Annotated in this window: 22 protein-coding genes; 13 read left to right on the plus strand and 9 right to left on the minus strand. The window is 56.1% G+C overall.

The features are described 5' to 3' along the window. Positions 1 to 183 precede the first annotated feature (183 nt). Together EBC_RS07710 and EBC_RS07715 are read right to left on the minus strand one after the other, a co-directional pair. The gene (locus EBC_RS07710; RefSeq protein WP_013201231.1) at positions 184 to 960 is read right to left on the minus strand and encodes an SDR family NAD(P)-dependent oxidoreductase; all 777 of its coding nucleotides are present in this window, start codon (positions 958 to 960) and stop codon (positions 184 to 186) included. A 63-nt stretch (positions 961 to 1,023) separates the two neighbouring features. Beyond that, complete coding sequence (locus EBC_RS07715) at positions 1,024 to 1,923, minus strand: LysR family transcriptional regulator (protein WP_013201232.1); 900 nt, start codon at positions 1,921 to 1,923, stop codon at positions 1,024 to 1,026. Positions 1,924 to 2,020: 97 nt separating this feature from the next. Between EBC_RS07715 and EBC_RS07720 the strand changes: the two genes are divergently transcribed. After that, entirely contained in the window at positions 2,021 to 2,881 is an 861-nt protein-coding gene (locus tag EBC_RS07720) for an aldo/keto reductase family oxidoreductase (RefSeq protein ID WP_013201233.1), read from the plus strand. A 104-nt stretch (positions 2,882 to 2,985) separates the two neighbouring features. Here EBC_RS07720 and EBC_RS07725 read toward each other — a convergent pair whose 3' ends face one another. Together EBC_RS07725 and EBC_RS07730 are read right to left on the minus strand one after the other, a co-directional pair. Continuing rightward, complete coding sequence (locus EBC_RS07725) at positions 2,986 to 4,125, minus strand: iron-containing alcohol dehydrogenase (protein WP_013201234.1); 1,140 nt, start codon at positions 4,123 to 4,125, stop codon at positions 2,986 to 2,988. A gap of 65 nt (positions 4,126 to 4,190) precedes the next feature. Then, a complete protein-coding gene (locus EBC_RS07730; RefSeq protein ID WP_013201235.1) occupies positions 4,191 to 4,583 on the minus strand; it encodes a hypothetical protein in 393 nt (130 codons plus the stop codon). A gap of 452 nt (positions 4,584 to 5,035) precedes the next feature. Here EBC_RS07730 and pqqU point away from each other — a divergent pair, with 452 nt between their 5' ends. The 12 genes from pqqU to fetB all read left to right on the plus strand — a co-directional run bounded on the left by pqqU (position 5,036) and on the right by fetB (position 19,874). Further along, complete coding sequence (gene pqqU / locus EBC_RS07735; RefSeq protein WP_013201236.1) at positions 5,036 to 7,189, plus strand: TonB-dependent receptor PqqU; 2,154 nt, start codon at positions 5,036 to 5,038, stop codon at positions 7,187 to 7,189. Positions 7,190 to 7,335: 146 nt separating this feature from the next. Further along, positions 7,336 to 9,726, plus strand: a complete 2,391-nt coding sequence (locus EBC_RS07740) for a glucose/quinate/shikimate family membrane-bound PQQ-dependent dehydrogenase (protein WP_013201237.1) — start codon at positions 7,336 to 7,338, stop codon at positions 9,724 to 9,726. 505 nt (positions 9,727 to 10,231) lie between these two features. Further along, the gene (gene arnB, locus EBC_RS07745) at positions 10,232 to 11,383 is read left to right on the plus strand and encodes a UDP-4-amino-4-deoxy-L-arabinose aminotransferase (protein WP_013201238.1); all 1,152 of its coding nucleotides are present in this window, start codon (positions 10,232 to 10,234) and stop codon (positions 11,381 to 11,383) included. Next, entirely contained in the window at positions 11,373 to 12,353 is a 981-nt protein-coding gene (arnC, locus tag EBC_RS07750; protein ID WP_013201239.1) for an undecaprenyl-phosphate 4-deoxy-4-formamido-L-arabinose transferase, read from the plus strand. Before arnB ends, arnC begins: the two co-directional genes overlap by 11 nt. Then, positions 12,353 to 14,341 (plus strand): bifunctional UDP-4-amino-4-deoxy-L-arabinose formyltransferase/UDP-glucuronic acid oxidase ArnA, encoded by a 1,989-nt coding sequence (arnA, locus tag EBC_RS07755; RefSeq protein WP_013201240.1) that lies wholly within the window; start codon positions 12,353 to 12,355, stop codon positions 14,339 to 14,341. The genes arnC and arnA overlap by 1 nt, the downstream gene beginning before the upstream one ends. Further along, complete coding sequence (gene arnD, locus EBC_RS07760) at positions 14,338 to 15,231, plus strand: 4-deoxy-4-formamido-L-arabinose-phosphoundecaprenol deformylase (protein WP_013201241.1); 894 nt, start codon at positions 14,338 to 14,340, stop codon at positions 15,229 to 15,231. The genes arnA and arnD overlap by 4 nt, the downstream gene beginning before the upstream one ends. A 6-nt stretch (positions 15,232 to 15,237) precedes the next feature. Further along, on the plus strand, positions 15,238 to 16,896 hold the full coding sequence (gene arnT / locus EBC_RS07765; RefSeq protein WP_013201242.1) for a lipid IV(A) 4-amino-4-deoxy-L-arabinosyltransferase: 1,659 nt from the start codon (positions 15,238 to 15,240) through the stop codon (positions 16,894 to 16,896). Next, positions 16,893 to 17,225, plus strand: a complete 333-nt coding sequence (arnE, locus tag EBC_RS07770; protein ID WP_013201243.1) for a 4-amino-4-deoxy-L-arabinose-phosphoundecaprenol flippase subunit ArnE — start codon at positions 16,893 to 16,895, stop codon at positions 17,223 to 17,225. The genes arnT and arnE overlap by 4 nt, the downstream gene beginning before the upstream one ends. After that, on the plus strand, positions 17,225 to 17,614 hold the full coding sequence (gene arnF / locus EBC_RS07775) for a 4-amino-4-deoxy-L-arabinose-phosphoundecaprenol flippase subunit ArnF (protein ID WP_013201244.1): 390 nt from the start codon (positions 17,225 to 17,227) through the stop codon (positions 17,612 to 17,614). The genes arnE and arnF overlap by 1 nt, the downstream gene beginning before the upstream one ends. A 13-nt stretch (positions 17,615 to 17,627) precedes the next feature. Continuing rightward, positions 17,628 to 18,296 carry a response regulator gene (locus tag EBC_RS07780; protein ID WP_013201245.1) on the plus strand — a complete coding sequence of 223 codons (669 nt, stop codon included), beginning with the start codon at positions 17,628 to 17,630 and terminating at the stop codon, positions 18,294 to 18,296. 164 nt (positions 18,297 to 18,460) lie between these two features. Next, positions 18,461 to 19,129, plus strand: coding sequence for an iron efflux ABC transporter ATP-binding subunit FetA (gene fetA / locus EBC_RS07785; RefSeq protein WP_013201246.1), 669 nt, complete (start codon positions 18,461 to 18,463; stop codon positions 19,127 to 19,129). Further along, positions 19,116 to 19,874 carry an iron efflux ABC transporter permease subunit FetB gene (gene fetB / locus EBC_RS07790; RefSeq protein WP_013201247.1) on the plus strand — a complete coding sequence of 253 codons (759 nt, stop codon included), beginning with the start codon at positions 19,116 to 19,118 and terminating at the stop codon, positions 19,872 to 19,874. The genes fetA and fetB overlap by 14 nt, the downstream gene beginning before the upstream one ends. An 89-nt stretch (positions 19,875 to 19,963) precedes the next feature. On the opposite strand, the gene EBC_RS07795 is transcribed toward fetB, so the two are convergent. The 5 genes from EBC_RS07795 to EBC_RS07810 all read right to left on the minus strand — a co-directional run bounded on the left by EBC_RS07795 (position 19,964) and on the right by EBC_RS07810 (position 24,792). Then, positions 19,964 to 21,304 carry a carbohydrate porin gene (locus tag EBC_RS07795; RefSeq protein WP_013201248.1) on the minus strand — a complete coding sequence of 447 codons (1,341 nt, stop codon included), beginning with the start codon at positions 21,302 to 21,304 and terminating at the stop codon, positions 19,964 to 19,966. A gap of 386 nt (positions 21,305 to 21,690) precedes the next feature. Next, positions 21,691 to 21,945, minus strand: coding sequence for a CsbD family protein (locus tag EBC_RS07800; protein ID WP_013201249.1), 255 nt, complete (start codon positions 21,943 to 21,945; stop codon positions 21,691 to 21,693). Positions 21,946 to 22,102: 157 nt separating this feature from the next. Then, on the minus strand, positions 22,103 to 22,261 hold the full coding sequence (locus EBC_RS25055) for a DUF2474 domain-containing protein (RefSeq protein ID WP_013201250.1): 159 nt from the start codon (positions 22,259 to 22,261) through the stop codon (positions 22,103 to 22,105). Positions 22,262 to 22,358: 97 nt separating this feature from the next. Then, positions 22,359 to 23,366: a cytochrome d ubiquinol oxidase subunit II gene (gene cydB, locus EBC_RS07805; RefSeq protein ID WP_013201251.1), complete on the minus strand. Its 1,008-nt coding sequence runs from the start codon at positions 23,364 to 23,366 to the stop codon at positions 22,359 to 22,361. Position 23,367: 1 nt separating this feature from the next. Then, positions 23,368 to 24,792, minus strand: a complete 1,425-nt coding sequence (locus EBC_RS07810) for a cytochrome ubiquinol oxidase subunit I (RefSeq protein ID WP_013201252.1) — start codon at positions 24,790 to 24,792, stop codon at positions 23,368 to 23,370. Positions 24,793 to 25,472 lie beyond the last annotated feature (680 nt).

Consider the following 25,472-nt stretch of genomic DNA (forward strand, 5'->3'; position numbering starts at 1 on the left):
GGGGCAGGGAAGGGAAGAACAACCTGAATACTCCTAAGAATGATGATCTTAACGGTAAATTTACACTGGCTTAGCGCAACGCTAACGGAGGAGGGGCAAAAGGGGCGAAATCGGGCGCTGAAAGCGGATGAATAGTGCCAGTAAATACGGCGAACACGCGCCACAGCAGTGGCGCATTGTGGATCAGAACGGGGTTTCGACCACACCGCCGTCGACACGTAAGGCGGCACCTGACGTGGCGGAGGACAGCGGTGAACAGACATACACCACCATATTGCTAACTTCTTCGACGCTGGCGGCACGCTGGATCACCGAGGTTGGGCGGTTGGCTTTGACAAATTTCGCGCCCAGCTCTTCCAGATCGGCACCCTGATCCAGCTCTTTCTTAAACATCTCTTTGAAGCCATCGGACAGCGTCGGGCCGGGCAGCACGGCATTTACCGTGACGCCGGATCCGGCAACCGCTTTAGCCAGTCCACGAGAGAGAGCCAACAGCGCGGTTTTGCTGACGCCATAATGGATCATATCGGGAGGGATATTCACCGCAGATTCAGAAGAGAGGAACACCACGCGTCCCCAGCCTGCCTGCTTCATCGCCGGCATATAGGCACGGCTCAGGCGCACGGCGGACATCACGTTGACGTCCCAGATCTTTTGCCAGGTATCGTCGGTGGTTTCAAAGAAATCCCCCTGCGGGAAAATCCCGACGTTGTTGACCAGCACGTCGCAGGTGGGCTCGGCGTTGATCAACGCCTGACAGCCCTCTTCCGTCCCCAAATCCACCACATGACCGCGCGCATTGTTGCCGAGTTTTTTCACCAGCGAATTCACCTGATCTTCGCTGCGGCCGGTGACAATCACCGTTGCGCCCGCGGCCGCCAGACCTTCCGCAATCCCTTTACCAATCCCCTTGGTTGAGCCGGTAACAATCGCCGTTTTGCCGGTTAATTCAATCTTCATGTCGATCTCCTTTTGGGTCGCAAAAGAGATAAGTGTAGACAAGCGAAACTGCAAACCCGGCTCTCAGTCACATTCCCCAACAAAATCAATAAATGCCCGCAGCGGTGCCGGGATCAGACGGCGGTCGGGATAATAGAGCCACGGGCCGGGGAAGGTCAGCCACCACGGCTGCAAAATGGGTTCGAGTTCGCCGCGGGCAAAATAGGGCGCAAGCCACTCTTCGAACAGGTAAACGATGCCGCCGCCGGCGATGGCGGTATCCACCGCCAGGTCGACACCGGCGCCAATGCTGACCAACAGCGCGGCGGGCGGCTTAACCCGCACGTTTTCTCCCTCACGCTCAAATTCCCACTCCGGCTCCACGCCACTGGCGAAGCGACCGCGCAGGCAGCGGTGCTGTATCAGATGATGTGGATGGGTTGGCCGTCCGGCCTGATTGAGGTAATCCGCTGAGGCGGCCAGCGCAAACCGTTGCTTGCGCGGGCCAATCGGAACGGCAATCACATCCTGCTCCAGCTTTTCGTCGTAGCGTATGCCGGCATCACAGCCCTCGCGGAACACATCCTGCACGTTGCTTTCGGCGACTATCTCCAGCTGGATGTCCGGGTAGCGCGCCAGAAATGCCGGAACGATCGTCGGCAGGATCAGCCTTGAGACGCTTATCGGCACGTTTAAACGCAGGGTGCCTGAAGGCGTGTCGCGATAGCGATTAATGTCATCCAGCGCCGACTCCATCTCGTTCATGGCCGGCATCAGCCGCGCCATCAGCGCTCGGCCAGCGTCGGTCAGCGAGACCGAACGGGTGGTGCGGTGAAACAGCCGGATGCCCAGCTGCTGTTCCGCCCGTCTGACCGCATCGCTCAGCCGCGAGGGATTGCTGCCGGTAACGCGTGCCGCTTCGCGAAAGCCGCCGGCTTTGGCTACCGCTACCACCGCATGAAGCAGGGAGATATCGAGTTTCATTGTCCGCCTTATCGTACAGTCTGTCGTGATTCTGCTGGATAGTTGCACAGACTCAGCAGGGCTACAATCATCAGGTTATCAACTCTGGAGGTTTGTTATGTCCGATCTTTTGCTTACCTTTCCCCTCGCGGGTCGTCAGATTAACCGTATGGGCTACGGCGCTATGCAGCTAGCCGGTCCGGGCGTGTTTGGCCCACCGGCCGATCGGCAGGCCGCCATCAACGTGCTGCGTGCGGCGGTCGACGCCGGCGTCAATATGATTGATACCTCGGATTTTTACGGCCCGCATATCACCAATCAGTTAATCAAAGAGGCGCTGCATCCCTGGCATGAAAGCCTGTGCATTGTCACCAAAGTCGGTTGCTTCCGGGATGAGAAGGGCGGTTGGCTGCCCGCGTTTAGTGCCGATGAGCTGGCGCGCGCGGTGGACGACAACCTGAAAAATCTGGGCGTTGATGTGCTGGATGTGGTGAATCTGCGCAGCATGTTCAACGTTCAACAGCCGCAGGAAGGCTCGCTGGACGCGCCGTTGCAGGCGTTGATAAAACTGAAGGAGCAGGGGCTGATCCGTCATATTGGCCTCAGTAACGTTACGCCGAAACAGGTTGCCGATGCGCAGGCAATGACCGAAATCGTCTGCGTGCAAAACCTGTATAACCTGGCTAACCGTCAGGACGACCAGCTGGTAGATAGCCTGGCCGCGCAGGGCGTGGCGTATGTGCCGTTCTTCCCGCTGGGTGGCTTCAGCCCGTTGCAGTCTGCCGAGCTGACCGACGTGGCGAAAAGCCTGAATGCCACGCCGATGCAGGTGGCGCTGGCGTGGTTGCTACAGCGTTCGCCGAATATCTTGCTGATCCCCGGTACCTCGTCGGTGGCGCATTTACATGAAAATATGGCGGCGAAGGATCTGCACTTACCGGCGGAGGCGCTGGAAAAACTGAATGGCATGAGCGCTTAACGGCCGGTCAGGTCGGTCTGAATGACAGGCGGAGAGGCCGATAACGTCGTGAATCAGGCTGGATAATACAGGCAGGCCAGGGAAGGCCCGCCTGCCGTTGGCGATCAGGCGACGGAGTACGCCTGCTCCAGCATAAAGCGTTGCTGCTCTTCGCTGTAACTCACGATTGAATTCTTGCTGTTGGAACGCGCCAGGATCCAGCTGACTTCTTCCGCCGTCAGCGGCTGGGCATCGTGCCAGAAAGGCGTGATGGCATTATCTTTCAGCCAGTGAACCAGCATTCTGGCCGGCGGTAGGGTAAAGCCAGGGAACAGCGTGGCCGCCAGATCCGCCATCAGTTCCTGTTGTTGTTCATTTTCGCTGTCGTTCAGCAGCGTCAGGAAAGGCAGCAGTAAGCGCCCGCACACTTCTCCGTGATGATAATCCTTAATCGCCCCTAATTCCCCGGCGATGCCGTGGATCACCCCCAGCCCGGCCATGCTCAGGCTTAAGCCGCCCTGCCAGGACGCCAGCATCATCTGCTCACGCGCCCGATCGCCCTGTTCATCTTTGCGGTTCAGATGTGGCCAGGCGCTGATAAAGGCGCGCATGCCGCTCAGCGCGGTCTGACGGCTGAACAGATTGCCTTTGCTGGAAAGGTAGGCTTCAAACAGATGGGTGAAGGCGTCAATCGCGCAGCAGGCCAGCACATGCTCTGGCGCGCCGCGCAGCAAATCGGGGTCGAGAATGGCAATATCAGGCACAAAATTGGCGTGACGCAGCGAGGCTTTGACCTTGATGTCGGCCTTGTCAGTCACCACTGCGTTTTGCGTCACTTCGCTGCCGGTGCCGGCGGTGGTCGGGATGGCGATCAGCGGCAAGGTTGCGCCGGTAATCGGCGTATCTCCGACTTTTTCAAGATAGCGCAGGGTATTCAGTGGATGCTGGCTCAGCGCCGCAAAGGCTTTCGCGGCGTCCAGCACGCTGCCGCCGCCAATGGCCACCACGCGTTGCACCTTGCCGCGCCAGCGACCCACCCAGCCATCAATCTCATCGGGAGAGGCCTCATGGCTGACAATCTCATGGCCCAGCAGCAAAGGTTCCAGCTCGGCTTTCAGCGCATCCCACGCGGCGCCTTGCAGAAATGAACGGCCACAGAACAGCAAAGTGGGTTGCGGATCGTTTTGCAGCAGCGGCAGCAGCTCGCGCAGGCTTCCACGGCCAAAATAGGTGTGGCGGTTGGCAATCATCTGGCTGGTGGTCATTGAGGTTTCCAGTAAGGTCAGAATCAGAGCCTACAAACTAGCAAGCTCGCGGGACGGGATAAAGATCAGATTGAGCGGGAAGGGCAGTTAAAGGTCAGCACCTTATCCTGCGGCGCATTGACTACCATAAAGCGCGTATCGGAAAGCCGCATCGCCAGCCAGCCTTCAGGCGTGACGGCCGCAGGCACATATTTCTGGCGATCGGCGGAGTGTAATGGGCCACTGTTTAAGGTGAGATCCGGCACGGTGACGCTGAAAGAGGTAAAGCGATCGACTATTTTGCCCTGCACATTGCCCAGCACGCGGCCATCCAGCGTTTGCGCCTGGCCTTCACAGACCATGCCTTTTTCGCCGGATGAACAGCCGGTTAACAGCGCCAGCGCGGTAAGCAGCGGCACAGCAAAAATTGCCGGGTTGAGACCCGCGCACAACGGTCTTTTTGACTCCTGCCAGCGCATAATGCGTCCTTTTTTTCGGGTGTTCCTCTGAGTATAGCGGGGAGTGTGTTAAATATCGCCTGGCCTGAAACCCGGTAAAGATCAGGGGTAAAAGCGCTGATTTAACGCAAACTGCCCGGTGTATTATCAATTTGTGGGGTTCGACTGAATCAATTCAGCAAAATGCGTAACAACAGTTCGCAAAGCAATTATTGAGTGCTACAATTCCGCCCGATTTTGACACTTTCCCCCTGTTTTCCGCATCTGAACAGCCGTTTTACTCGACTGATTGCGCTATCACCCTCATTCCGTAGGGGACATTGACGGGCAAGTTTCAAAACGTCTTGTATACTTTTGCAGCATGATGCGCGCGTCTTATCGCATAACGGTGTTTACGAAAAGTCCGGCTTTTCGTGGCCATTCTGACGGTGAGGCTTTAACGGCTAACTTTAAAAAAATAACGAACCGATCCTGTGAATAACAAAACGTCTGCTTTTCTCTTAACGCCGCTGTTTTTACTTCAGCCTGCGCTGAGCTATGCCCAGTCAACGGCTCCGCAGAGCTCCACCGACAGCCCCTCCGAAGGCTCGCTGATGGTCATTAAGCAGCGCAGTGGCTTATCCGAACTGGATACTCCGGCCGCGGTCAGCGTGGTCAGCGGTGATGATTTACGCAACAGCACGGCGCAGGTCAATCTGTCCGAGAGTCTCGGCAGCGTGCCTGGCCTGCAGATCCAGAATCGTCAGAACTATGCACAGGATCTTCAGCTGTCCGTCCGTGGCTTTGGTAGCCGCTCGATGTACGGCGTTCGTGGCGTGCGCGTCTATGTTGACGGCATTCCGGCCACCATGCCCGACGGGCAGGGGCAAACCTCCAATATTGATATCAACTCGATTGATAAAGTCGAAGTGCTGCGCGGCCCCTATTCGGCCCTGTACGGCAATGCCTCCGGCGGCGTGGTCAATATCGATACGCAGACCGGCAGCCAGCCAACTACACTGACAGCAGGCACTTACTTCGGCAGCTACGGCAGCTGGCGCAACAGCGTTAAGGCCAGCGGATCGACCGGTGACGGCAGCCATGCAGGCGATGTGAATTACACCATTTCCGGCTCCCGCTTCACCACCAACGGCTATCGCGACCACAGCGGCACGCAAAAGAATCTCGGCAATGCCAGGCTCGGCGTACGGATTGATGATGTCAGCACCTTAACGCTAATGTTGAACAGCGTCTCGGTCGATGCCAACGATCCCGGCGGCTTGACGCGCGCCGAATGGAAAGACAATCCCCGCCAGTCTCCGCGCGGTGATACCTATAACACCCGTAAGAGTCTGGATCAGACCCAGGTGGGCCTGCGTTACCAGCGCGAGATGAGCGAAAACGACCAGCTAACGCTGACCACCTGGCATGGCGAGCGCCATACCACGCAGTATCAATCCATCCCTGTCGCCGTACAGAAAAATCCGGCCTATCCGGGCGGGGTGATTGTGCTGGAACGTAAATACTCCGGTATTGATACCCGCTGGAAGCATCAGGATCAGATTGGCTCAGTGCCGTTCAGCGTTATTGGCGGCCTCGATTACGAAACCATGACCGAACGTCGTCAGGGCTTCCAGAACTATGTGATCGATAACGGCACCACCGAGCTGGGTGAGAAGGGCGAGCAGCGCCGGAACGAGAAGAACGTCATGTGGAATCTCGATCCCTACCTGCAAACCAGCTGGGATCTGACCTCGAAATGGACGCTGGATGCGGGGATGCGCTACAGCACCGTCAGCTTTGACTCTACCGATTATTACGTCACCACCGGAAACGGCGATGACAGTGGCAGCAAGCGCTACCACAAACTCCTGCCGATGGGATCGCTGAACTACGCGGTGACCGATGCCTGGAACGTCTATCTGTCCGCCGGACGGGGCTTTGAAACGCCAACCATCAATGAGCTTTCCTACCGCTCGGTGGATGGCAGCCAGACCGGACTGAACCTCGGCCTGAAGCCGTCAACCAGCGACACCGTGGAACTGGGCAGCAAAACCCGCATCGGCTATGGCCTGTTGACTGCCGCCGTGTTCCAGACCAATACCGATAACGAACTGGTGGTGGAAGACAGCAGCAACGGACGTTCAGTGTATAAGAACGCCGGCAAAACCCGCCGTCAGGGCGTTGAGATGTCCTTCGACCAGCAGTTTGCTGAAAACTGGCAGATGAAAATGGCGTGGACGTATCTCGATGCCACCTACCGCAATTCGACCTGTGATGACAGCGGCAGCTGTACGCCATCCGGCAACCGTCTGCCGGGCGTGGCGAAAAATATGGGCTACGCTTCTCTGGCCTGGGCCCCGGAACAGGGCTGGCACGCCGGCGCTGACGTGCGCTATATGGGCAGCATTCAGGCCGACGATGAAAACGACGCTAAAGCGCCGTCTTACACCGTGGTTGGCCTGAGCACCGGCTACAAATTTGGCTGGGATAAGTGGTCTCTCGACCTGTTCAGCCGCGTCGATAACCTGTTCGATAAAGCCTATGTTGGCTCGGTTATCGTGAATGAAGGCAACGGCCGTTACTACGAGCCGGCGCCGGGACGAAATTACGGTGTGGGCGCGTCGCTCTCCTATTCGTTCCTGTAATACAGAATCCAGCACAGCCTGCCGTGTTGCCAACGCAAGACGGCGGGTACAAAACACCGGATGGATAAGATGGTTAAACCGGGTGTTTTTTGCGATTTAGCATACGATCTAAATCGAAGACGTTAAATTTTGGTAAGGTCCATACTATGCAAAGTAAAGCACCGTTATCACGAATCCTCGTGATCCTTACGGCTGTGTTTGCCGTCCTCAGCGGGTTATACCTGCTGGTTGGCGGTATCTGGCTGGCCAAGCTTGGCGGCTCGTTCTATTACATCATCGCTGGTGTGATTGAACTGGTTGTTGCCTGGTTGCTGTTCCGTCGCCGCTCATCAGCGCTGTTGCTGTACGCGGTATTCCTGCTCGCAACGCTGATTTGGTCGTTGTGGGAAGTGGGGTCCGATTTCTGGGCACTGACGCCACGTCTGGACGTCACCTTCTTCCTCGGCCTGTGGCTGGTGCTGCCGTTTGTTTACCGTGGTCTGAGCCAGGGCAAATTTGCCCGTGGCGCACTGAGCCTGGTACTGGTGGTAACGGTGATTGCGCTGGCTTACTCGGTGTTCAACGATCCGCAGGAAATCAACGGTTCCCTAAGCCCGGAGCAAGCGGCGAACATTGAGAAGTCTGGCGACGGCATCGCTGCCGGTGACTGGCCGGCTTATGGCCGTACCCAGGGCGGTACGCGTTACTCGCCGCTGACGCAGATCAACGACAAGAACGTTGGCCAGCTGAAGGAAGCATGGACCTTCCGTACCGGTGACATGAAGCGCCCAACCGATCCAGGCGAACTGACTGATGAAGTCACGCCGATCAAAATTGGTGATTCCCTGTACCTGTGTACGCCACACCAGATCCTGTTCGCGCTGGACGCAGCAACCGGTAAAGAGAAGTGGAAATTTGATCCACAGCTGAAAACCGATCCGTCCTTCCAGCACGTGACCTGTCGCGGTGTGTCTTACTACCAGACGCCGGATGTGGCAACGCTGCCAGCAGGCACCAAGCCTGCCATGTGCGCACGTCGCATCATCCTGCCGGTTAACGATGGTCACCTCTACGCGCTGGACGCGGAAACCGGCGCGCTGTGCCCGGAATTCGGCGAAAACGGCAAGCTGAACCTTCAGCAGAACATGCCTAACGCCCGTGCCGGTGCTTACGAACCAACCTCTCCGCCAATCATCACCGATAAGGTGATTGTGGTGGCCGGTGCCGTAACCGATAACTACTCAACCAAAGAGCCGTCTGGCGTGATCCGTGGTTTCGATGTAAACAGCGGTAAACTGCTGTGGGCCTTCGATACCGGCGCTAAAGATCCGAATGTCCTGCCGGGTGAAGATCAGCACTATGTGGCTAACTCACCGAACTCATGGGCACCGGCGTCATATGATGCCAAGCTGGATCTGGTTTACCTGCCAATCGGCGTGGCAACACCGGATATCTGGGGCGGCAACCGTACCCCGGAAATGGAGCGTTACGCTTCTGGCCTGCTGGCGCTAAACGCGACCACCGGTAAGCTGGCGTGGTTCTACCAGACCGTGCACCACGATCTGTGGGATATGGACGTTCCGGCTCAGCCGACCCTGGCCGATATCAACGACAAAAACGGCAACAAAGTGCCGGTCATTTATGTTCCGGCGAAAACCGGTAACATCTTTGTGCTGGACCGTCGTACCGGTAAAGAAGTGGTTCCTGCACCAGAAACGCCAGTGCCACAAGGCCCGGCGAAAGGCGACCGTCTGTCACCAACCCAGCCGTATTCTGAGCTGACCTACCGTCCGAAGAAAAACCTGACCGGTGCGGACATGTGGGGCGCAACGATTTACGATCAGCTGATCTGCCGCGTGATGTTCCACAGCCTGCGTTATGAAGGTCCGTTCACACCGCCTTCAGAGCAGGGTACGCTGGTGTTCCCGGGTAACCTGGGCATGTTCGAATGGGGCGGCATCTCTGTTGATACCGATCGCCAGATCGCCGTGACCAACCCAATGGCGCTGCCGTTTGTTTCCCGTCTGATCCCACGTGGTCCAAACAACCCACTGTGGCCAGATGCCAACGACAAAGGCGGTAGCGGTACAGAAACCGGCGTTCAGCCACAGTATGGCGTGCCATACGGCGTGACCCTGAACCCGTTCCTGTCACCACTGGGCTTCCCTTGTAAGCAACCGGCCTGGGGCTATGTGTCTGCGGTTGACCTGAAAACTAACGATATCGTGTGGAAAAAACGCATCGGTACCGTTCGTGACAGCTCACCAATTCCACTGCCATTCAAAATGGGTATGCCAATGCTGGGCGCACCAATCTCTACAGCGGGTAACGTGATGTTCATTGGCGCAACGGCAGATAACTATCTGCGTGCGTTCAACGTGACTAACGGTAAATCCCTGTGGGAAGCGCGTCTGCCAGCGGGCGGCCAGGCAACTCCAATGACCTACGAAGTGAACGGCAAGCAGTATGTGCTGATCGCTGCGGGTGGTCATGGTTCCTTCGGCACCAAGCTGGGCGACTATATCGTTGCTTATGCTCTGCCGGATGATGCCAAGTAATCCTTGATAAGGGCGAACCCCGGTTCGCCCAATCTTCCCCGTTCATCAGGGAAGGCCAATAATAAGGACGTCTGCGCAATGCAGGCGTCTTTTTTTTGGCAATAAAAAGGGCAAAAAGATGAAGGCAACCTTAAGTTTTCATTTTTTTCCAGTGCCTGAATTTCCCCCGCTGCCCGCAATTGCCTCGCGAAAGTAAACCCAACCTAAACCCCGCAACTGATTTCCTGCCTAAATTCTCACGCCTCGAACAATCTTAATTTTTAGCTAAGGAATCTCCTATATCGTTCAGCAAATGTTGATTAACGGACATTCTGACTCTGATACAGTCATTTTCCACTGTTGCTGAGCGCTTGATAACAACGGGCTTGCCAATGCTATCCGCAGACAGACAGGCGTGGCCTGGTTAAACGACGATTAAATTTCAAGGCATTAGCGTTTGGTTTAGGCGCAGTTGGCGCACGTTCTGCTAAAGTTTTTTAGGGTTATTGTTAAAGGAATTTTACCAATGTCTGAATTTCTCCCTTTTTCTCGCCCGGCGATGGGCGAGGCCGAACTGGCCGCGGTTGGCGAAGTCATGAACTCTGGCTGGATTACGACTGGACCTAAGAATCAGCAGCTGGAACAGGCATTTTGCCAACTGACCGGCAACCAACACGCGATAGCCGTAAGCTCGGCCACCGCCGGGATGCATGTCACCCTGATGGCGCTGGGCATTGGCAGTGGCGATGAAGTGATCACCCCGTCGCTGACCTGGGTGTCCACGCTGAATATGATTGCGCTGCTCGGCGCTGAGCCGGTCATGATTGATATCGATCGCGACAGTTTGATGATTACCCCTGAGTTGATCGAAGCAGCGATAACTCCCCGTACCAAAGCCATCGTGCCGGTTCACTATGCCGGTGCGCCGGCGGATATCGATGCCATCCATGCGCTGGGCAAACGCTACGGCATCCCGGTGATTGATGACGCGGCGCATGCGGCAGGCACCTTTTACAAAGGACGCCACGTCGGTAACAGCGGCACGGCAATCTTCTCCTTCCACGCCATTAAAAATATGACCTGCGCCGAAGGTGGCCTGGTCGTCACCGATAACGAAGCGCTGGCCAACCGTATTCGCAGCCTGAAATTCCACGGTCTTGGCGTGGACGCCTTTGACCGCCAGACCCACGGCCGCGCGCCGCAGGCGGAAGTTATCGCGCCTGGCTACAAATACAACCTCGCCGATATCAACGCCGCCATCGCGCTGGTGCAGCTGGCCAAGCTGCCAACGCTGAATGCCCGCCGTCAGGCAATCGCTGAACGCTATCTGAAGGAGTTGGCCGACACGCCTTTCCTGCCGCTGTCGCAACCTGACTACGACCATCAGCACGCCTGGCATCTGTTTATTCTGCGCGTCGATCCCGCCCGTTGCGGCCTGAGCCGCGACCAGCTGATGCAGGAACTGAAGGATCGCCAGATTGGCACCGGCCTGCATTTCCGCGCAGCGCATACGCAGAAATATTACCGGGACCGTTTTCCTGAACTGTCGCTGCCCGAAACAGAATGGAACTCCGAGCGCATTTGTTCAATTCCGCTGTTCCCAACGATGACCGATGACGATGTCAGCCGGGTTATTGCCGCGCTGCATGAAATTGCTGAGAAACACCATGACCGCTGATCAACCTATTAACAAAGTCTCCGTCGTAATCCCTGTGTATAACGAGCAGGACAGTCTGCCGGAGCTGATCCGCCGTACCTCTGAGGCCTGCTCCCAGCTGTCAATGGCGTGGGAAATCCTGCTGGTGGACGACGGCAGTAGCGACCGTTCACCGGAGATGCTGACCGCAGCGGCGGAAGAACCGGGCAGCCATGTTGTTGCGGTGCTGCTTAACCGTAATTACGGCCAGCATTCGGCGATCATGGCCGGTTTCAACCACGTCAGCGGGGATTTAATTATCACCCTGGATGCCGATCTGCAGAACCCACCGGAAGAGATCCCGCGGCTGGTGGCGAAAGCGCAGGAAGGCTACGACGTGGTCGGCACCGTGCGGCAAAATCGCCAGGACAGCTGGTTCCGTAAACGCGCGTCCCGGCTGATCAACAACCTTATTCAACGCACTACCGGTAAGGCGATGGGCGATTACGGCTGCATGCTGCGCGCCTACCGCCGTCACATCATTGACGCGATGCTCAACTGCCACGAGCGCAGCACCTTTATTCCCATTCTGGCCAACACCTTTGCCCGTCGGGCGATTGAAATTCCGGTGCTGCACGCCGAGCGTGAATTTGGTGATTCCAAATACAGCCTGATGAAGCTGATCAATCTGATGTATGACCTCGTCACCTGCCTGACCACCACGCCGCTGCGGATGCTCAGCGTGTTTGGCAGCCTGATCGCGCTGGCCGGCTTTGCATTGTCACTGTTACTGATTGTTTTACGTCTCTTCTTTGGCCCGGAGTGGTCCGGAGACGGGGTGTTTATGCTGTTTGCCGTGCTGTTTATTTTTATCGGTGCGCAGTTTGTCGGTATGGGGCTGTTAGGGGAATACATCGGACGTATCTACAACGATGTCCGTGCCCGTCCACGCTATTTTATCCAGCGCGTAGTTAACTCCTCCGCGCCTGTCCGCTCTGAGGAAGACCAATAATGAAAGCTGTCGTTTTTGCCTATCACGATATGGGTTGCATTGGGATCAATGCGCTGGTGAATGCCGGTTATGAAATTGAAGCGATTTTTACCCACGCCGATTCATCTAACGAGAACCACTTTTTTGCCTCCGTTGCCCGTACCGCCGCAGAGCAGGGGATCCCGGTGTATGCGCCCGAGGATGTCAACCATCCGCTGTGGGTTGACCGCATCAGAACCATGGCGCCGGAGGTCATTTTCTCTTTCTACTACCGTAACCTGCTGAGCGATCAATTGTTAAGCATCGCGACCAAAGGCGCGTTTAACCTGCACGGTTCTCTGCTGCCAAAATACCGTGGCCGCGCGCCGCTGAACTGGGCGCTGGTCAACGGTGAAACGGAAACCGGCGTGACGCTGCACCGTATGGTGGCCCGTGCCGATGCCGGCGCCATTATTGCGCAGGATAAAGTCAGCATTTCGGCCGACGATAATGCGCTGACACTGCACCGCAAACTTAATGCCGCCGCTGAACATCTGCTGGCGGACTGCCTGCCAGCGCTGAGAAATGGTCAGATCAGCGAACGTGCTCAGGACAATACGCAGGTTACCGTGGTGGGACGCCGTACGCCGGACGATGGCCGTATCGACTGGTCGCAACCGGCGGAAGTGGTCAACAACCTGGTGCGTGCGGTGACCGATCCGTGGCCGGGTGCGTTTGGCTACGTTGGCGCGGCCAAATTCATTATCTGGAAAGGCAAAGTGCGTCACGATCTGCCTGCCGCCAAAGCCGGAACCGTACTGTCAGTGAATCCGCTGGTGGTGGCCTGTGGTGAAGGTGCGCTGGAAGTGATGACCGGACAGAGCGAAAACGGCGTTTACATGCAGGGCTCGCAGCTGGCACAAACTCTGGGTCTGGTAAACCAGGCGCTGTTGACCAACAAACCGGTTTCGGCAGTGAAACGCCGCACGCGCGTGCTGATCCTCGGCGTTAACGGCTTTATTGGTAACCACCTGACCGAGCGCCTGTTGCAGGACGATAACTTCGATATTTTCGGCCTGGATATTGGCTCCGATGCCATCAGCCGCTTTATCGGCCATCCGCGCTTCCAGTTCGTCGAAGGGGATATCAGCATCCATTCGGAGTGGATTGAATACCACATCAAAAAATGCGACGTGATCCTGCCGCTGGTGGCCATCGCCACGCCGATTGAGTACACGCGTAATCCGTTACGGGTTTTTGAGCTCGATTTCGAAGAGAACCTGAAGATCATCCGCGACTGCGTTAAGTACAAAAAACGCATTATCTTCCCGTCCACCTCTGAAGTGTACGGCATGTGTGATGACCCGAACTTCGATGAAGACACCTCGAATCTGGTGGTGGGGCCGATCAACAAACAGCGCTGGATCTACTCGGTTTCCAAGCAGCTGTTGGATCGCGTGCTGTGGGCCTATGGCGACAAAGAAGGGCTGCGCTTCACCCTGTTCCGTCCGTTTAACTGGATGGGCCCGCGCCTGGATAACCTGAACGCCGCGCGCATTGGCAGTTCCAGGGCGATCACCCAACTGATCCTCAATCTGGTGGAAGGATCGCCGATCAAACTGATGGACGGCGGTAAGCAGAAGCGCTGCTTCACCGATATCAGTGATGGCGTTGAGGCGCTGTTCCGCATTATTGAAAACAAAGACAATAACTGCGACGGACAGATCATCAACATTGGTAACCCGGATAACGAAGCAAGCATCAAAGAGCTGGCGGAACAGCTGCTGGCCAGCTTTGAGCGCCATCCACTGCGCGATCGTTTCCCGCCGTTTGCCGGTTTCCGCGACGTGGAAAGCAGCAGCTACTACGGCAAAGGCTATCAGGACGTTGAGCACCGCAAGCCGGCAATCCGTAACGCCCGTCGCCTGCTGGGCTGGACGCCGGAAGTGACCATGGATAAAACCATCGATGCCACGCTGGACTTCTTCCTGAGAACGGTCGAACTGGACGTGCCGGAAGAGAAAAAATGAGGAAAGTCGGCCTTCGAATAGATGTCGATACCTGGCGGGGCACGCGGGATGGCGTGCCAAAGCTGCTGGAAATCCTCAGTTTGCATCGCACTCAGGCCACTTTTTTCTTCAGCGTTGGACCCGACAACATGGGGCGCCACCTGTGGCGCCTGCTGAAGCCCAGGTTTCTGTGGAAGATGCTGAGATCGAACGCCGCCTCGCTGTATGGCTGGGATATTCTGCTGGCGGGCACCGCCTGGCCGGGCCGTCAGATCGGACGCGGGCTGGCGGAGATCGTCAGCGCCGCCAGCGATCATCACGAAGTCGGCCTGCATGCCTGGGATCACTTTGCGTGGCAAACCTGGGCGGGCGTCTGGCCTGCGGCACAGCTTACGCAGCAAATCCGTCTGGGAAAGGATGCGCTGGCGGTGATTATCGAACAGCCGGTGACCTGTTCAGCGGTCGCCGGATGGCGCGCTGACCAACGGGTGGTGAATGCGAAGGAGCCGTTCCAGTTTCATTACAACAGCGACTGCCGGGGAACCACGCCGTTTCGTCCGCTGTTAAGTGATGGCACTGCCGGTACGGTGCAGATCCCGGTGACATTGCCCACCTGGGATGAGGTGGTCGGCTCCACGGTGAGCAAAGAAGACTTCAATGCGTTCATTATCGACCGCATCAAGCAGGATCAGGGCACTCCCGTTTATACCATCCATGCGGAAGTGGAGGGGATCGTAATGAGCACCCTGTTCAGCGATCTGCTGACGCTGGCCGCGCAGGAGGGTATTCAGTTTTGCCCGCTGAGTGAGCTCTTACCTGACGATCTTAACAGCCTGCCGACAGGAAAAATTGTTCGGGGTAGCCTCCCCGGTCGTGAAGGATGGCTGGGATGCCAGCAATTAACCGAGTAATTTTTTATGACTATGACGAGAAAGGGCTTTCTCCTTCTGGCGTTATTTGCCGTGTATTACCTGGTCCCACTGGAATTTCGGGCGTTATGGCAGCCTGATGAGACCCGCTATGCGGAGATCAGCCGTGAAATGTTGGTCAGCGGTAACTGGGTGGTGCCGCACTTCTTTGATTTACGCTATTTCGAAAAGCCAATTGCCGGTTACTGGATCAACAACCTCAGTCAGCTGATTTTTGGTCATAACAATTTTGCCGTGCGTTTTGGATCCGTTTTCTCCATTACCCTGACCGCGCTGATGGTCACCTGGCTGGCGTTCCGCCTGTGGCGCGATCGTGCTACGGCGATGGTCTCTGGCGTCATTTTCCTTACCTGTCTGTTGGTGTACGGCATCGGCACCTATGCGGTGCTGGATCCGATGATCACCCTGTGGCTGGTCGCCGCCATGTGCAGCTACTGGCTGGCAACGGAAGCGACGACCACCGGCAAAAAAGCGCTGAGCTGGCTGCTGCTCGGGTTTGCCTGTGGAATGGGCTTTATGACCAAGGGCTTCCTGGCGCTGGCGGTGCCGGTGATTGCCATTCTGCCCTGGGCGATTCATCAGCGTCGCTTCAAAGCGTTGCTGTGCTTTGGTCCACTGGCCATCGTCGGTGCGGTGTTAATCAGTGCACCCTGGGCGATGGCTATCGCCAAAAGCGAACCGGACTTCTGGCACTATTTCTTCTGGGTAGAACATATCCAGCGCTTTGCCGAAGCCAACGCGCAGCATAAAGCGCCGTTCTGGTATTACCTGCCGGTACTGGTTATGGGCTGCCTGCCCTGGCTGGCCCTGTTGCCGTCTGCCTTACGTTCAGGCTGGCAGGATCGCCAGAGTAGCCGCGGCAGCCTGTATTTGCTGAGCTGGGTGGTGATGCCGCTGCTGTTCTTCAGCATCGCCAAAGGCAAGCTGCCAACCTATATCCTGCCATGCTTTGCGCCGCTGGCGATCCTGATGGCGCGTCAGGCGATGAGCATGATGTCAGGCAACGGCCAGGCGTTAAAAATCAATGGCTGGATAAATCTGGTGTTTGGTCTGGTGCTGACGGTCGCCGTGCTCGGTTTCCTGGCACCGTGGGGGCTGGCGAAGCATCCGGTTTACGGTCATCACGAAGTGATCAAAGTGCTGCTGGCCGCTGCGGCCTTCGCATTCTGGGCGTTGTGCGGTGGGTTAACGCTGAAAGCGCCACAGGCACGCTGGGGGCTGGCCGCGCTGTGCCCACTGGTGCTGGCGCTGGTGATCGGCCAGGCGATCCCGTCAGGCGTGATGGATGCCAAACAGCCTCAGCAATTTATCCGGGCGATCAAAAGCGATATTGCCGGCAGCCGTTATTTGCTGGCGAATAACCCCGGCATTGCTTCTGGCCTGGCGTGGGAGATGCAACGCAGCGATATCACTCTGTACGATCAGCCGGGCGAAGTGCAGTACGGGCTGAGCTACCCGGATGCGCGCGATAAGTTTGTCAGCGGAGCCGACTTCCCGGCCTGGCTGGCTGCGCATCGGCGCATGGGCGATGTGACGCTGGTGCTGTCGCTGTCCCGCAATCAGGATCCGGACAAAGAGCTGCCCAAAGCCGATTTCAGTTACCGGCAGGGCCGGTTAGCCCTGTTCCGTTACGGTCAGACGCCATGAGTCTGCTGCTGATCCTGCTGGCCAGCCTGCTGAGTTGCGGCGGGCAACTGTGCCAGAAGCAGGCTGCGCATCATGGTTTGCAAAAGGGGAAAGGCCACCTGCTGATCTGGCTGGGGGTAAGCGTGCTGCTGCTGGGCGTGGCGATGGCGATCTGGCTGGTGGTGCTGCAAAGCGTGCCGGTCGGGGTGGCGTATCCGATGCTGAGCCTGAACTTTATCTTTGTGGTGCTGGCGGCCCGCGGGTTATGGAAAGAACCCGTTCCTTTCCGCCACTGGCTGGGCATCGTCTTGATTGTGGCGGGTGTGGTGGTGATGGGAGCCTATACCTGATGGGCATTTTATGGGCACTGTGCAGCGTCCTGCTGGTCGGCGGGGCGCAGCTGTTATTGCGCTGGTCAATGATGTCTCTGCCTTCAGTGGGCGAGCCATCAGCCTTTTTTAGCGCCTTGCTGAGCTGGCCCTTCGCCGCCTCCGCGTTGTTCGCCGGGCTGGCGGCCTATGCCTGCTCCATGCTGTGCTGGCTGCTGGCGCTGCGACGCATCGCCCTGAGTAAAGCTTACCCGCTGCTCAGCCTGAGTTACGTGCTGGTGTGGGCGGCAGCGCTGATTTTGCCTGCCTTCAATGAAGTCTTTCAGTGGGGAAAACTGGCAGGCGTGGCGCTGATTTTTAGCGGGTTACTGTTGATATGCTGGCGAGGGGACGCAGTCGATTCACACTGACGGGAAGAACAGCATGCGAATATTGCTGGTAGAAGATGACGCCATAATGGGTGAAGCGGTTGTTGAAGCGCTAAAAGAAGCCCGCTACGCGGTGGACTGGCTGCGCAGCGGCACCGAGGCTATCGCCACGCTTGCGATCCCGCGTTATGACCTGGTGCTGCTGGATTTGCGGCTGCCAGGCAACGATGGCTTTAGCGTAATCAGTAGCTTGCGTGATAAAGGCAATATGCTGCCGCTGCTGATTATCACCGCCCGCGACGCGCTGGAAGACCGGCTGCGCGGGCTTGACGCCGGCGCGGATGACTTCGTGATCGCACCGTTCGACATGACCGCGTGGCTGGCGAGAATACGCGCGGTCATGCGGCGTAAAGAAGGCCACTGTGGCCCGGTGCTGAGTAACGGCATTATCCGGCTCGATCCCGCCAGCCATGAGGCCTGCGACGTGGAAAAGGGCGAGGTTTACCGGCTGTCGAACCGTGAATTTGCCTTGCTGCAGGCGCTGTTGATCCGCCCGGGGACGTTGCTGTCGCGCAGCGAACTGGAGGAGAAGATTTACGGCTGGGGTGAAGAGATTGAGAGCAACGCAGTGGAATTTTTTATTCATGCGTTGCGTAAGAAATTCGGCAGTAAAGCGATCAAGAACGTCCGGGGCGTGGGATGGAAGGTATCAGGAAATGCCTGAAGGCGCTGGTGACGACCCTCGGCCGATCCCGCCTGAGCGATAATGGCGTTCAGCCAGGGCCATAACGGTGCGTTTGCGGGCGGTGTAAATGATAAAAAGGCGAAAATTTATCGCCTTATCACGTTATTATCCTGGGGTTAAATTTCACATCAGGTTGACTCATTATGTCGCGAACTTCTCTCCTGCTGGACGTGCAGGACGTTAGCTATGTGCAGGATGGCACCACGTTGTTGGCCCCCGTCTCGCTACAGCTGAATCAAGGTGAGTTTGTGCTGCTGACCGGGCCCTCCGGCAGCGGCAAAAGCACGCTACTCAAAATCATCGCTTCCCTGCTCGAACCCACCACCGGCGATATTCAGTTTAAGGGCCGCAGCATTAACGAACTTAAGCCGGAAAGCTATCGTCAGCAGGTCTCTTACTGCTTCCAGACCCCGGCGCTGTTTGGCGACACGGTGTATGACAATCTTGCGTTGCCGTGGCAAATCCGCCAGAAAAAGGTCGACAGCGAAAAGCTGAAAGACTGGCTGAAAAAGGTCAATCTGCCGGTGGAGATGCTGACCAAAAAAACCGAACAGCTCTCCGGCGGAGAAAAGCAGCGGGTCGCGTTACTGCGCAATCTGCAATTCCTGCCGGATGTGCTGCTGCTGGATGAAATCACCAGCGCACTGGATGAGGAAAATAAGCAGGCGATTAATCAGCTTGTTGCCGGGCTGGTGAAAGATAAGGGCGTGGCGGTGATGTGGATTAGCCATGACACCACCGAGATCAATCAGGCGCAACGCGTGGTGACGCTTCAGCCACCGGTCAGGAAGGGCACAGATGAATCAGCATAATATTAGCAACGAATCCCTCGGCCTGGCGCTGATTCTGGTGCTGATTGCGCTGCTGGTCAGTAAGAAAGAGAAGCTCGGGCTGGAGAAAGACATTGTCTGGAGTATCGCCCGGGCGATCGTTCAGCTGATTATTGTCGGATACGTTCTCAAATATATTTTCGACCTCAACAACCGCTGGCTGACGGTATTGATGGTGCTGTTTATCTGCGTCAATGCGGCCCTCAACGCCCGTAAACGCAGCCGCAATATTGGCAATGCCTTTATGCTCTCCTTTATCGCCATTACCGTCAGCACCACGTTGACGCTGGTGATCCTGGTGTTAAGTGGCTCGATTGAGTTTATGCCGATGCAGGTGATCCCGATTTCAGGGATGATTGCCGGTAATGCGATGGTGGCGGTGGGGCTCTGTTACAGCAATCTGAACCAGCGCTTTACCGACAACCGGCAGAAAATCCAGGAGATGTTGAGCCTGGGCGCGTCAATCAAAACCGCGTCGGGAAGGCTTATCCGCGACAGCATTCGTGCGGCGATGATCCCAACGGTTGATGCGGCTAAAACCGTGGGGCTGGTCAGCTTGCCGGGCATGATGTCCGGGCTGATTTTTGCCGGTATCGATCCGGTTAAAGCGATCAAATACCAGATCATGGTGACCTTTATGCTGCTGGGGACGGCCAGCATCTCCACGATTATTGCGGGCTATCTCGCCTACCGCCGCTTTTACACGGCACGCGCACAGCTACGCTAGTCAGGGCTGATGTTTGCAGGTGGGGTATGTCGATGTTGATGCAGGGATGAAGAGCAGGCGGATCGAACGATCCGCCTGACGCGCGAGGATCAGAAGTTGATATTGGCGCTGATACCGCCAACGAAGGCATTTTTCACTTCGCTGACCGCACCTGGAGACGCGACGTACTGCAGGTTTGGACGCAGTTTCAGCCAGTTGGTGACCTGAGCGTTGTAATAGATCTCATAGTTATATTCGGATCCACTCTGGATCGGCAGGTAAGTTGGGTTGTCGTAATCGTTAACCCCGTTTTCCTGGTTGGTTTTGCGCAGCATATTGCCGTAATCATTGTTGACGTGAATACGCGCGGCACCGACCCCGATCTCATCTTTCGGACGGGCATCAAACGGTCCTTTCCAGACGAAGGAGACGGACTGATAGTTGTCGGTCTTAGAGGTTTTCTGGTCGTTCATTACGGCCTGAACCGTCACGCCTAAACCGCGCGTGTTGTCGCCTTCCATCGCGGTCAGCTGTTGTTGTAACAGCAGGTAGCCGCCGTAAGAGTGGTTGTCTTCGCCGTACTGTCCCTCGTTGTAGCTGCTGTAGTTATCGCCGCGCACCGAGGAGTAGTACATCCCGACGCGGTAATTACCCGGCAATTTGTCGGCGCCAAAGGCCGGTTTCCAACCCAATTCCACCGGCACCATATTCCCCAGCGTTGGGCTGGTATCGAGGCGGAAACCGTTGCCGGTATCGTAGTTCGACGGCGTCTGATTATAGAAACCCACCTGGAAGAACAGCTCTGGCGTGAAGTTAAACTTCACGCGTCCGCCCCACTGGGAGACCGGCCAGTTATACCAGCGGTCGCCACGCCAGTTACCTGCCTGGCCGCTACCAAATGCCAGGTTCTGGAAGTTGCTGTCAAAGGAGTCGAAGTCCTCACCAACCGTGACCCGTCCCGCTTTCACTTCTACCGCATGATCAAAGAAGCCTTTATTCAACCAGAACTGCGTCAGGCGCCAGGTTTGTCCTCGTCCCCACACTTCCTGCACTGAGGAAAGGCCACCCGAACGCGGATCGTTAATATATTGCGTTAAGTCCTGACCGTTACGGCTGGTGATAGTCGTCTGGAACTGGGTGTCATTCCAGTTCAGCAGTTTTTCCAGATCCAGGGTGGTCCCGAACGCCCACTGGTCGGTATAACGCGCGCTGGTTGACTGGTTATAGCCGCCGGAGAAATTACTGGCGGATTCCATGGTGTAATTCACCTGGAAATCCACACCGTCATTTTTCAGCTGGGTGCGGGAACCCTCCCAGTCACCAAATGCGTAGGGAGAATCCATACTGAGCGGCGCGAAATCTGCCAGTGCAGATCCTGACGCCAGCATCAGTCCTAAACCACAGAACGCCACCGATCTTTTTAACGTGGTTTTTGGTTGCTTGCTTTTCATGTGAAACACCTTCTTTCTTATAGTGATAGCGCTGCCCAAAAGGTTATTTATTGGACAGGGTGCGTCGCGGCCACGCTGCTTTGTTAAGCATTTTCTCCTGCTCAGGGGATCTGTTCAGGGGGGACGTGCTGACATAAGCCGGGAATGACGGCCTTAACAGACGGAATGAAAGCATTAATTGGCGGGAAAGGTGTTCTAATTAGTGCTGAAATTATTAGCCTGGTAGTAATGAGTTATAGAAGTTTTAATCGGATCACAATTTAGCCATCGCGACAGCCGTAACGACAGGGAAAAGCGGGGCAGGAAGGGGAATAGCGGGCAGAAAAAAAGGCCGAAAATGTCGGCCTTTTATTTTCAGAGCGTCGCGAGGCGACGCTGCGGGCTGATTAGCGGCGACCAAAAATCTTCGCGGCCAGGAAGCCCACGCCAGCGGCAATCGCCAGCGAGACAAACGGGGCGTCCTGCGTCTTGGTTTTTACGCAATCCAAGGCGTCGTCAACGGCATAAGAGGCTTTAGCTGCGCCCTGGCGCACACGGCCTTTGAACTCATGCTCGGGAGAATCGACAGCTTTACCAAATTGCTCCTGACCTTTACCCAGCGCTTCGTCAGCTTTGTCTGATGCTTTATCTAATAAACTCATACTGTCTCCTTCTTGATGGCATGATTTCCTCATGAACGTTAAAAGCTTAGACCATCCTGCGCCTTATGCCGCCTCGGTTATGTGACTATTTATGACTTCTGTAAAGAAAAAGGGCCGACAAATGTCGGCCCTTCGCAAATAACTGGCAATCAGAGGTTCAATGTGACTTCATGCCAGCAGCGGTCATCATCACGCGGAACAGCATCGCCACCACGCCAAGTGCCATTACGCTACCCGCGTAAATGGCAACCATCCACAGTACGCGTTTCCACGCTCGCGGTTTGACCGCCTGCTGTGTGTGTTGTGCTTCAATCATCATCGTGTCTCCAAAATATCCCGCAGTATGCCGGGTGCCGGTGGCTTAACTGCCCGCCTGCACCCGGCTCTGTTGTGGTTATCAGATTGCCGTTAAATCAATGGTAGCCTTCGTCTGCTTTGATTTTCCCACGGAACACGTAGTAGCTCCAGAAGGTGTAAACCAGGATCACCGGGATGATCAGCAGGCCACCGACCAGCATAAAGCCAAGGCTCTGCGGCGGTGAGGCCGCCTGCCAGATGGTGATGGACGGCGGAATAATGTTCGGCCAGATGCTGATGCCGAGGCCGGTAAAGCCCAGGAACACCAGCGCCAGCGTCAGCAGGAACGGCGAGTAGTGAGCATGGCGCTTCAGGGAACGCAACAGTCCCCACGAAGCCAGCAGCACCAGCACCGGGACCGGCAGGAACCAGAACAGGTTCGGCAGGGTAAACCAGCGCTGCATGATGTTGGCATGCTCCAGCGGTGTCCAGATGCTGACCACGGCGATGATCGCCAGCAGCGCCAGCAACATCGGCTTAGCCAGTGCCGTCATCTTCCGGTGCAGCTCGTTCTCGGTCTTCATGATCAGCCAGGTGCTGCCCAGCAGTGCATACGCCACAACCAGACCCAGACCGCAGAACAGTGAGAACGGCGTCAGCCAACCCAGTTCCGGGCCGCTGTAAGCACGGTTGGTCACGCTGAAACCGTTGATGATCGCGCCCAGCGCCACACCCTGACTGAAGGTGGCCAGATAAGAGCCGACGATAAACGACTTATCCCAGAACGGACGGTGCTCTTCAGTGGCTTTAAAGCGGAATTCAAACGCCACGCCACGGAAGATCAGACCAATCAGCATGGCGGTCAGCGGCACGGACAGTGCGTCAATGATCACCGCGTAAGCCAGCGGGAAGGCACCGTAAAGTGCTGCACCGCCCAGCACCAGCCAGGTTTCGTTACCATCCCACACCGGTGCGACGGTGTTAACCATCATGTCGCGCTCGGTGGCGTCCTTATTGAACGGGAACAGGATGCCGATACCCAGGTCGAAACCATCCATCACGATATACATCAGGGTCGAGAAGACGATGATGGTGAACCAGATTACAGGAAGATCGATACCCACGTTATTTCCCCTCTTCCGGCGAATTTAATTTTTCCTGCACGGCTGACAGCGGACGTGAAGGGGTGTGATGGGTACCCGGACCGCCGTCTGGCGTGTGGTCACCTTCACCCGGTTGCGGGCCTTTCTTGATCAGGTTGAACAGGTAGGTATAACCCACGCCGAACACCGACATATAGACCACGATAAAGGCAATCAGGCTGATGCTCATATGCAGATCGCCATGGGCAGATACCGCATCTTTGGTGCGCAGCAGACCGTAAACCACCCACGGCTGACGGCCGATTTCAGTGGTGAACCAACCCGCCAACAGTGCAATCAGACCTGATGGACCCATCGCCAGTGCAAACCACAGGAACGGACGAGAGGTGTAAAGACGGTTACGGAAACGCAGCCACAGGCTGGCGAAGCCAAGGAACACCATCAGCATGCCCAGACCGGCCATCACGCGGAACGACCAGAAGATGATGGTCGAGTTAGGACGATCTTCTTTCGGGAATGACTTCAGCGCAGGCACTTGCTTGTGCAGACTGTGGGTCAGGATCAGGCTGCCCAGATACGGAATTTCAACCGCATACTTGGTTCTTTCCTGTTCCATGTCGGGAATACCGAACAGCACCAACGGCGTTGGCTCACCCGGTGGGTTTTCCCAGTGACCTTCAATCGCGGCAATCTTCGCCGGCTGATGCTCAAGGGTGTTCAGACCGTGGGCATCGCCCAGCATCGCCTGAATTGGCGAAACGATCAGCGCCATCCACATGGCCATCGACAGCATTTTACGGATTGCCGGCGTGTCGTTTTTACGCAGCAGGTGCCACGCCGCAGAAGCGCCAACAAAGAAGGCGCTGGCGAGGAACGCCGCGGTGGACATATGCAGCAAGCGGAACGGGAAGGACGGGTTAAAGACAATCTTGAACCAGTCAACCGGGACCACAATGCCGTTCTGAATGGCATAACCCTGCGGGGTCTGCATCCAGCTGTTCGAGGCGAGGATCCAGAAGGTCGAGATCAGGGTGCCCAACGCCACCATACAGGTAGCGAAGAAGTGCAGGCCCGGACCCACGCGGTTCCAGCCGAACAGCATCACGCCCAGGAAGCCCGCTTCGAGGAAGAACGCGGTAAGCACTTCGTAAGTCAGCAGCGGACCGGTCACGCTGCCGGCAAACTGCGAGAAGCCGCTCCAGTTGGTGCCGAACTGATACGCCATGACCAGGCCGGACACCACGCCCATACCAAAGTTAACGGCGAAGATTTTTGACCAGAAATGGTACAGGTCGCGATAATCCGGGTTTTTGGTTTTCAACCATAGCCCTTCCAACACCGCCAGGAAACTGGCGAGGCCGATAGTGATGGCCGGGAAGAGGATATGGAAGGAAACGGTAAACCCGAACTGTATCCTTGCCAGGTGGAACGCATCTAATCCAAACATTGCTTACCTCGATCTAACATAATAAAAAACTGCCTTTCTTTTTTATTTACCGACATTTAACAAGCGGGCTACATTCAGCCGCCGCTAAACGGGTATTTCATCGAAGGATTGATCCTGAGACCAAATCAGGTGAAGGAGTAGCTACAGTAATAGGAAATCTGCCTATAACAGCGCGGATCTTTGCGATGAATTGTTTCATCATCAGGTTAAAATATTTTGACGCGCTGTTAAATAAGAGTAGCCGAATGATGCCGCAATGTAAGAATACTGTGTCTTTCGGGCCGGAAGGGCTTTTTGCAGCCGCCGTCGGGGAGAGGGAAGGGCGACGTATTGTAAAAAAGCGCGCGACTTTTAATTATGTATGAGCGCGTTGCTATAACTTTTTAGAGATTCAATTCCTCGAACAAGCGCACAAATGGGAAATTAATCAGAAAAAACATCACTCCGAAAAGGGGTATGTTATTTTATTGTTATTTTAAAGGGTGTTTGAAATTAAATATTCACCCGCCGAATGTTATCAACAATGGTCAGGTTCCCCTGCGTCATCACTTGCTATGAAAAACCGTGTAAATGTTAAACCTTAATTTCTTATTTTGATTCACGTAGAATCATTTTGTTACGTTTATCCCTTACGAAAAACGCGTTTTCTTGTTTTGGGTCAAAATGTGGTCAGCCGTTGT

Source organism: Erwinia billingiae Eb661, assembly GCF_000196615.1.
In the GTDB taxonomy this organism is placed as follows: Bacteria; Pseudomonadota; Gammaproteobacteria; order Enterobacterales; family Enterobacteriaceae; genus Erwinia; species Erwinia billingiae.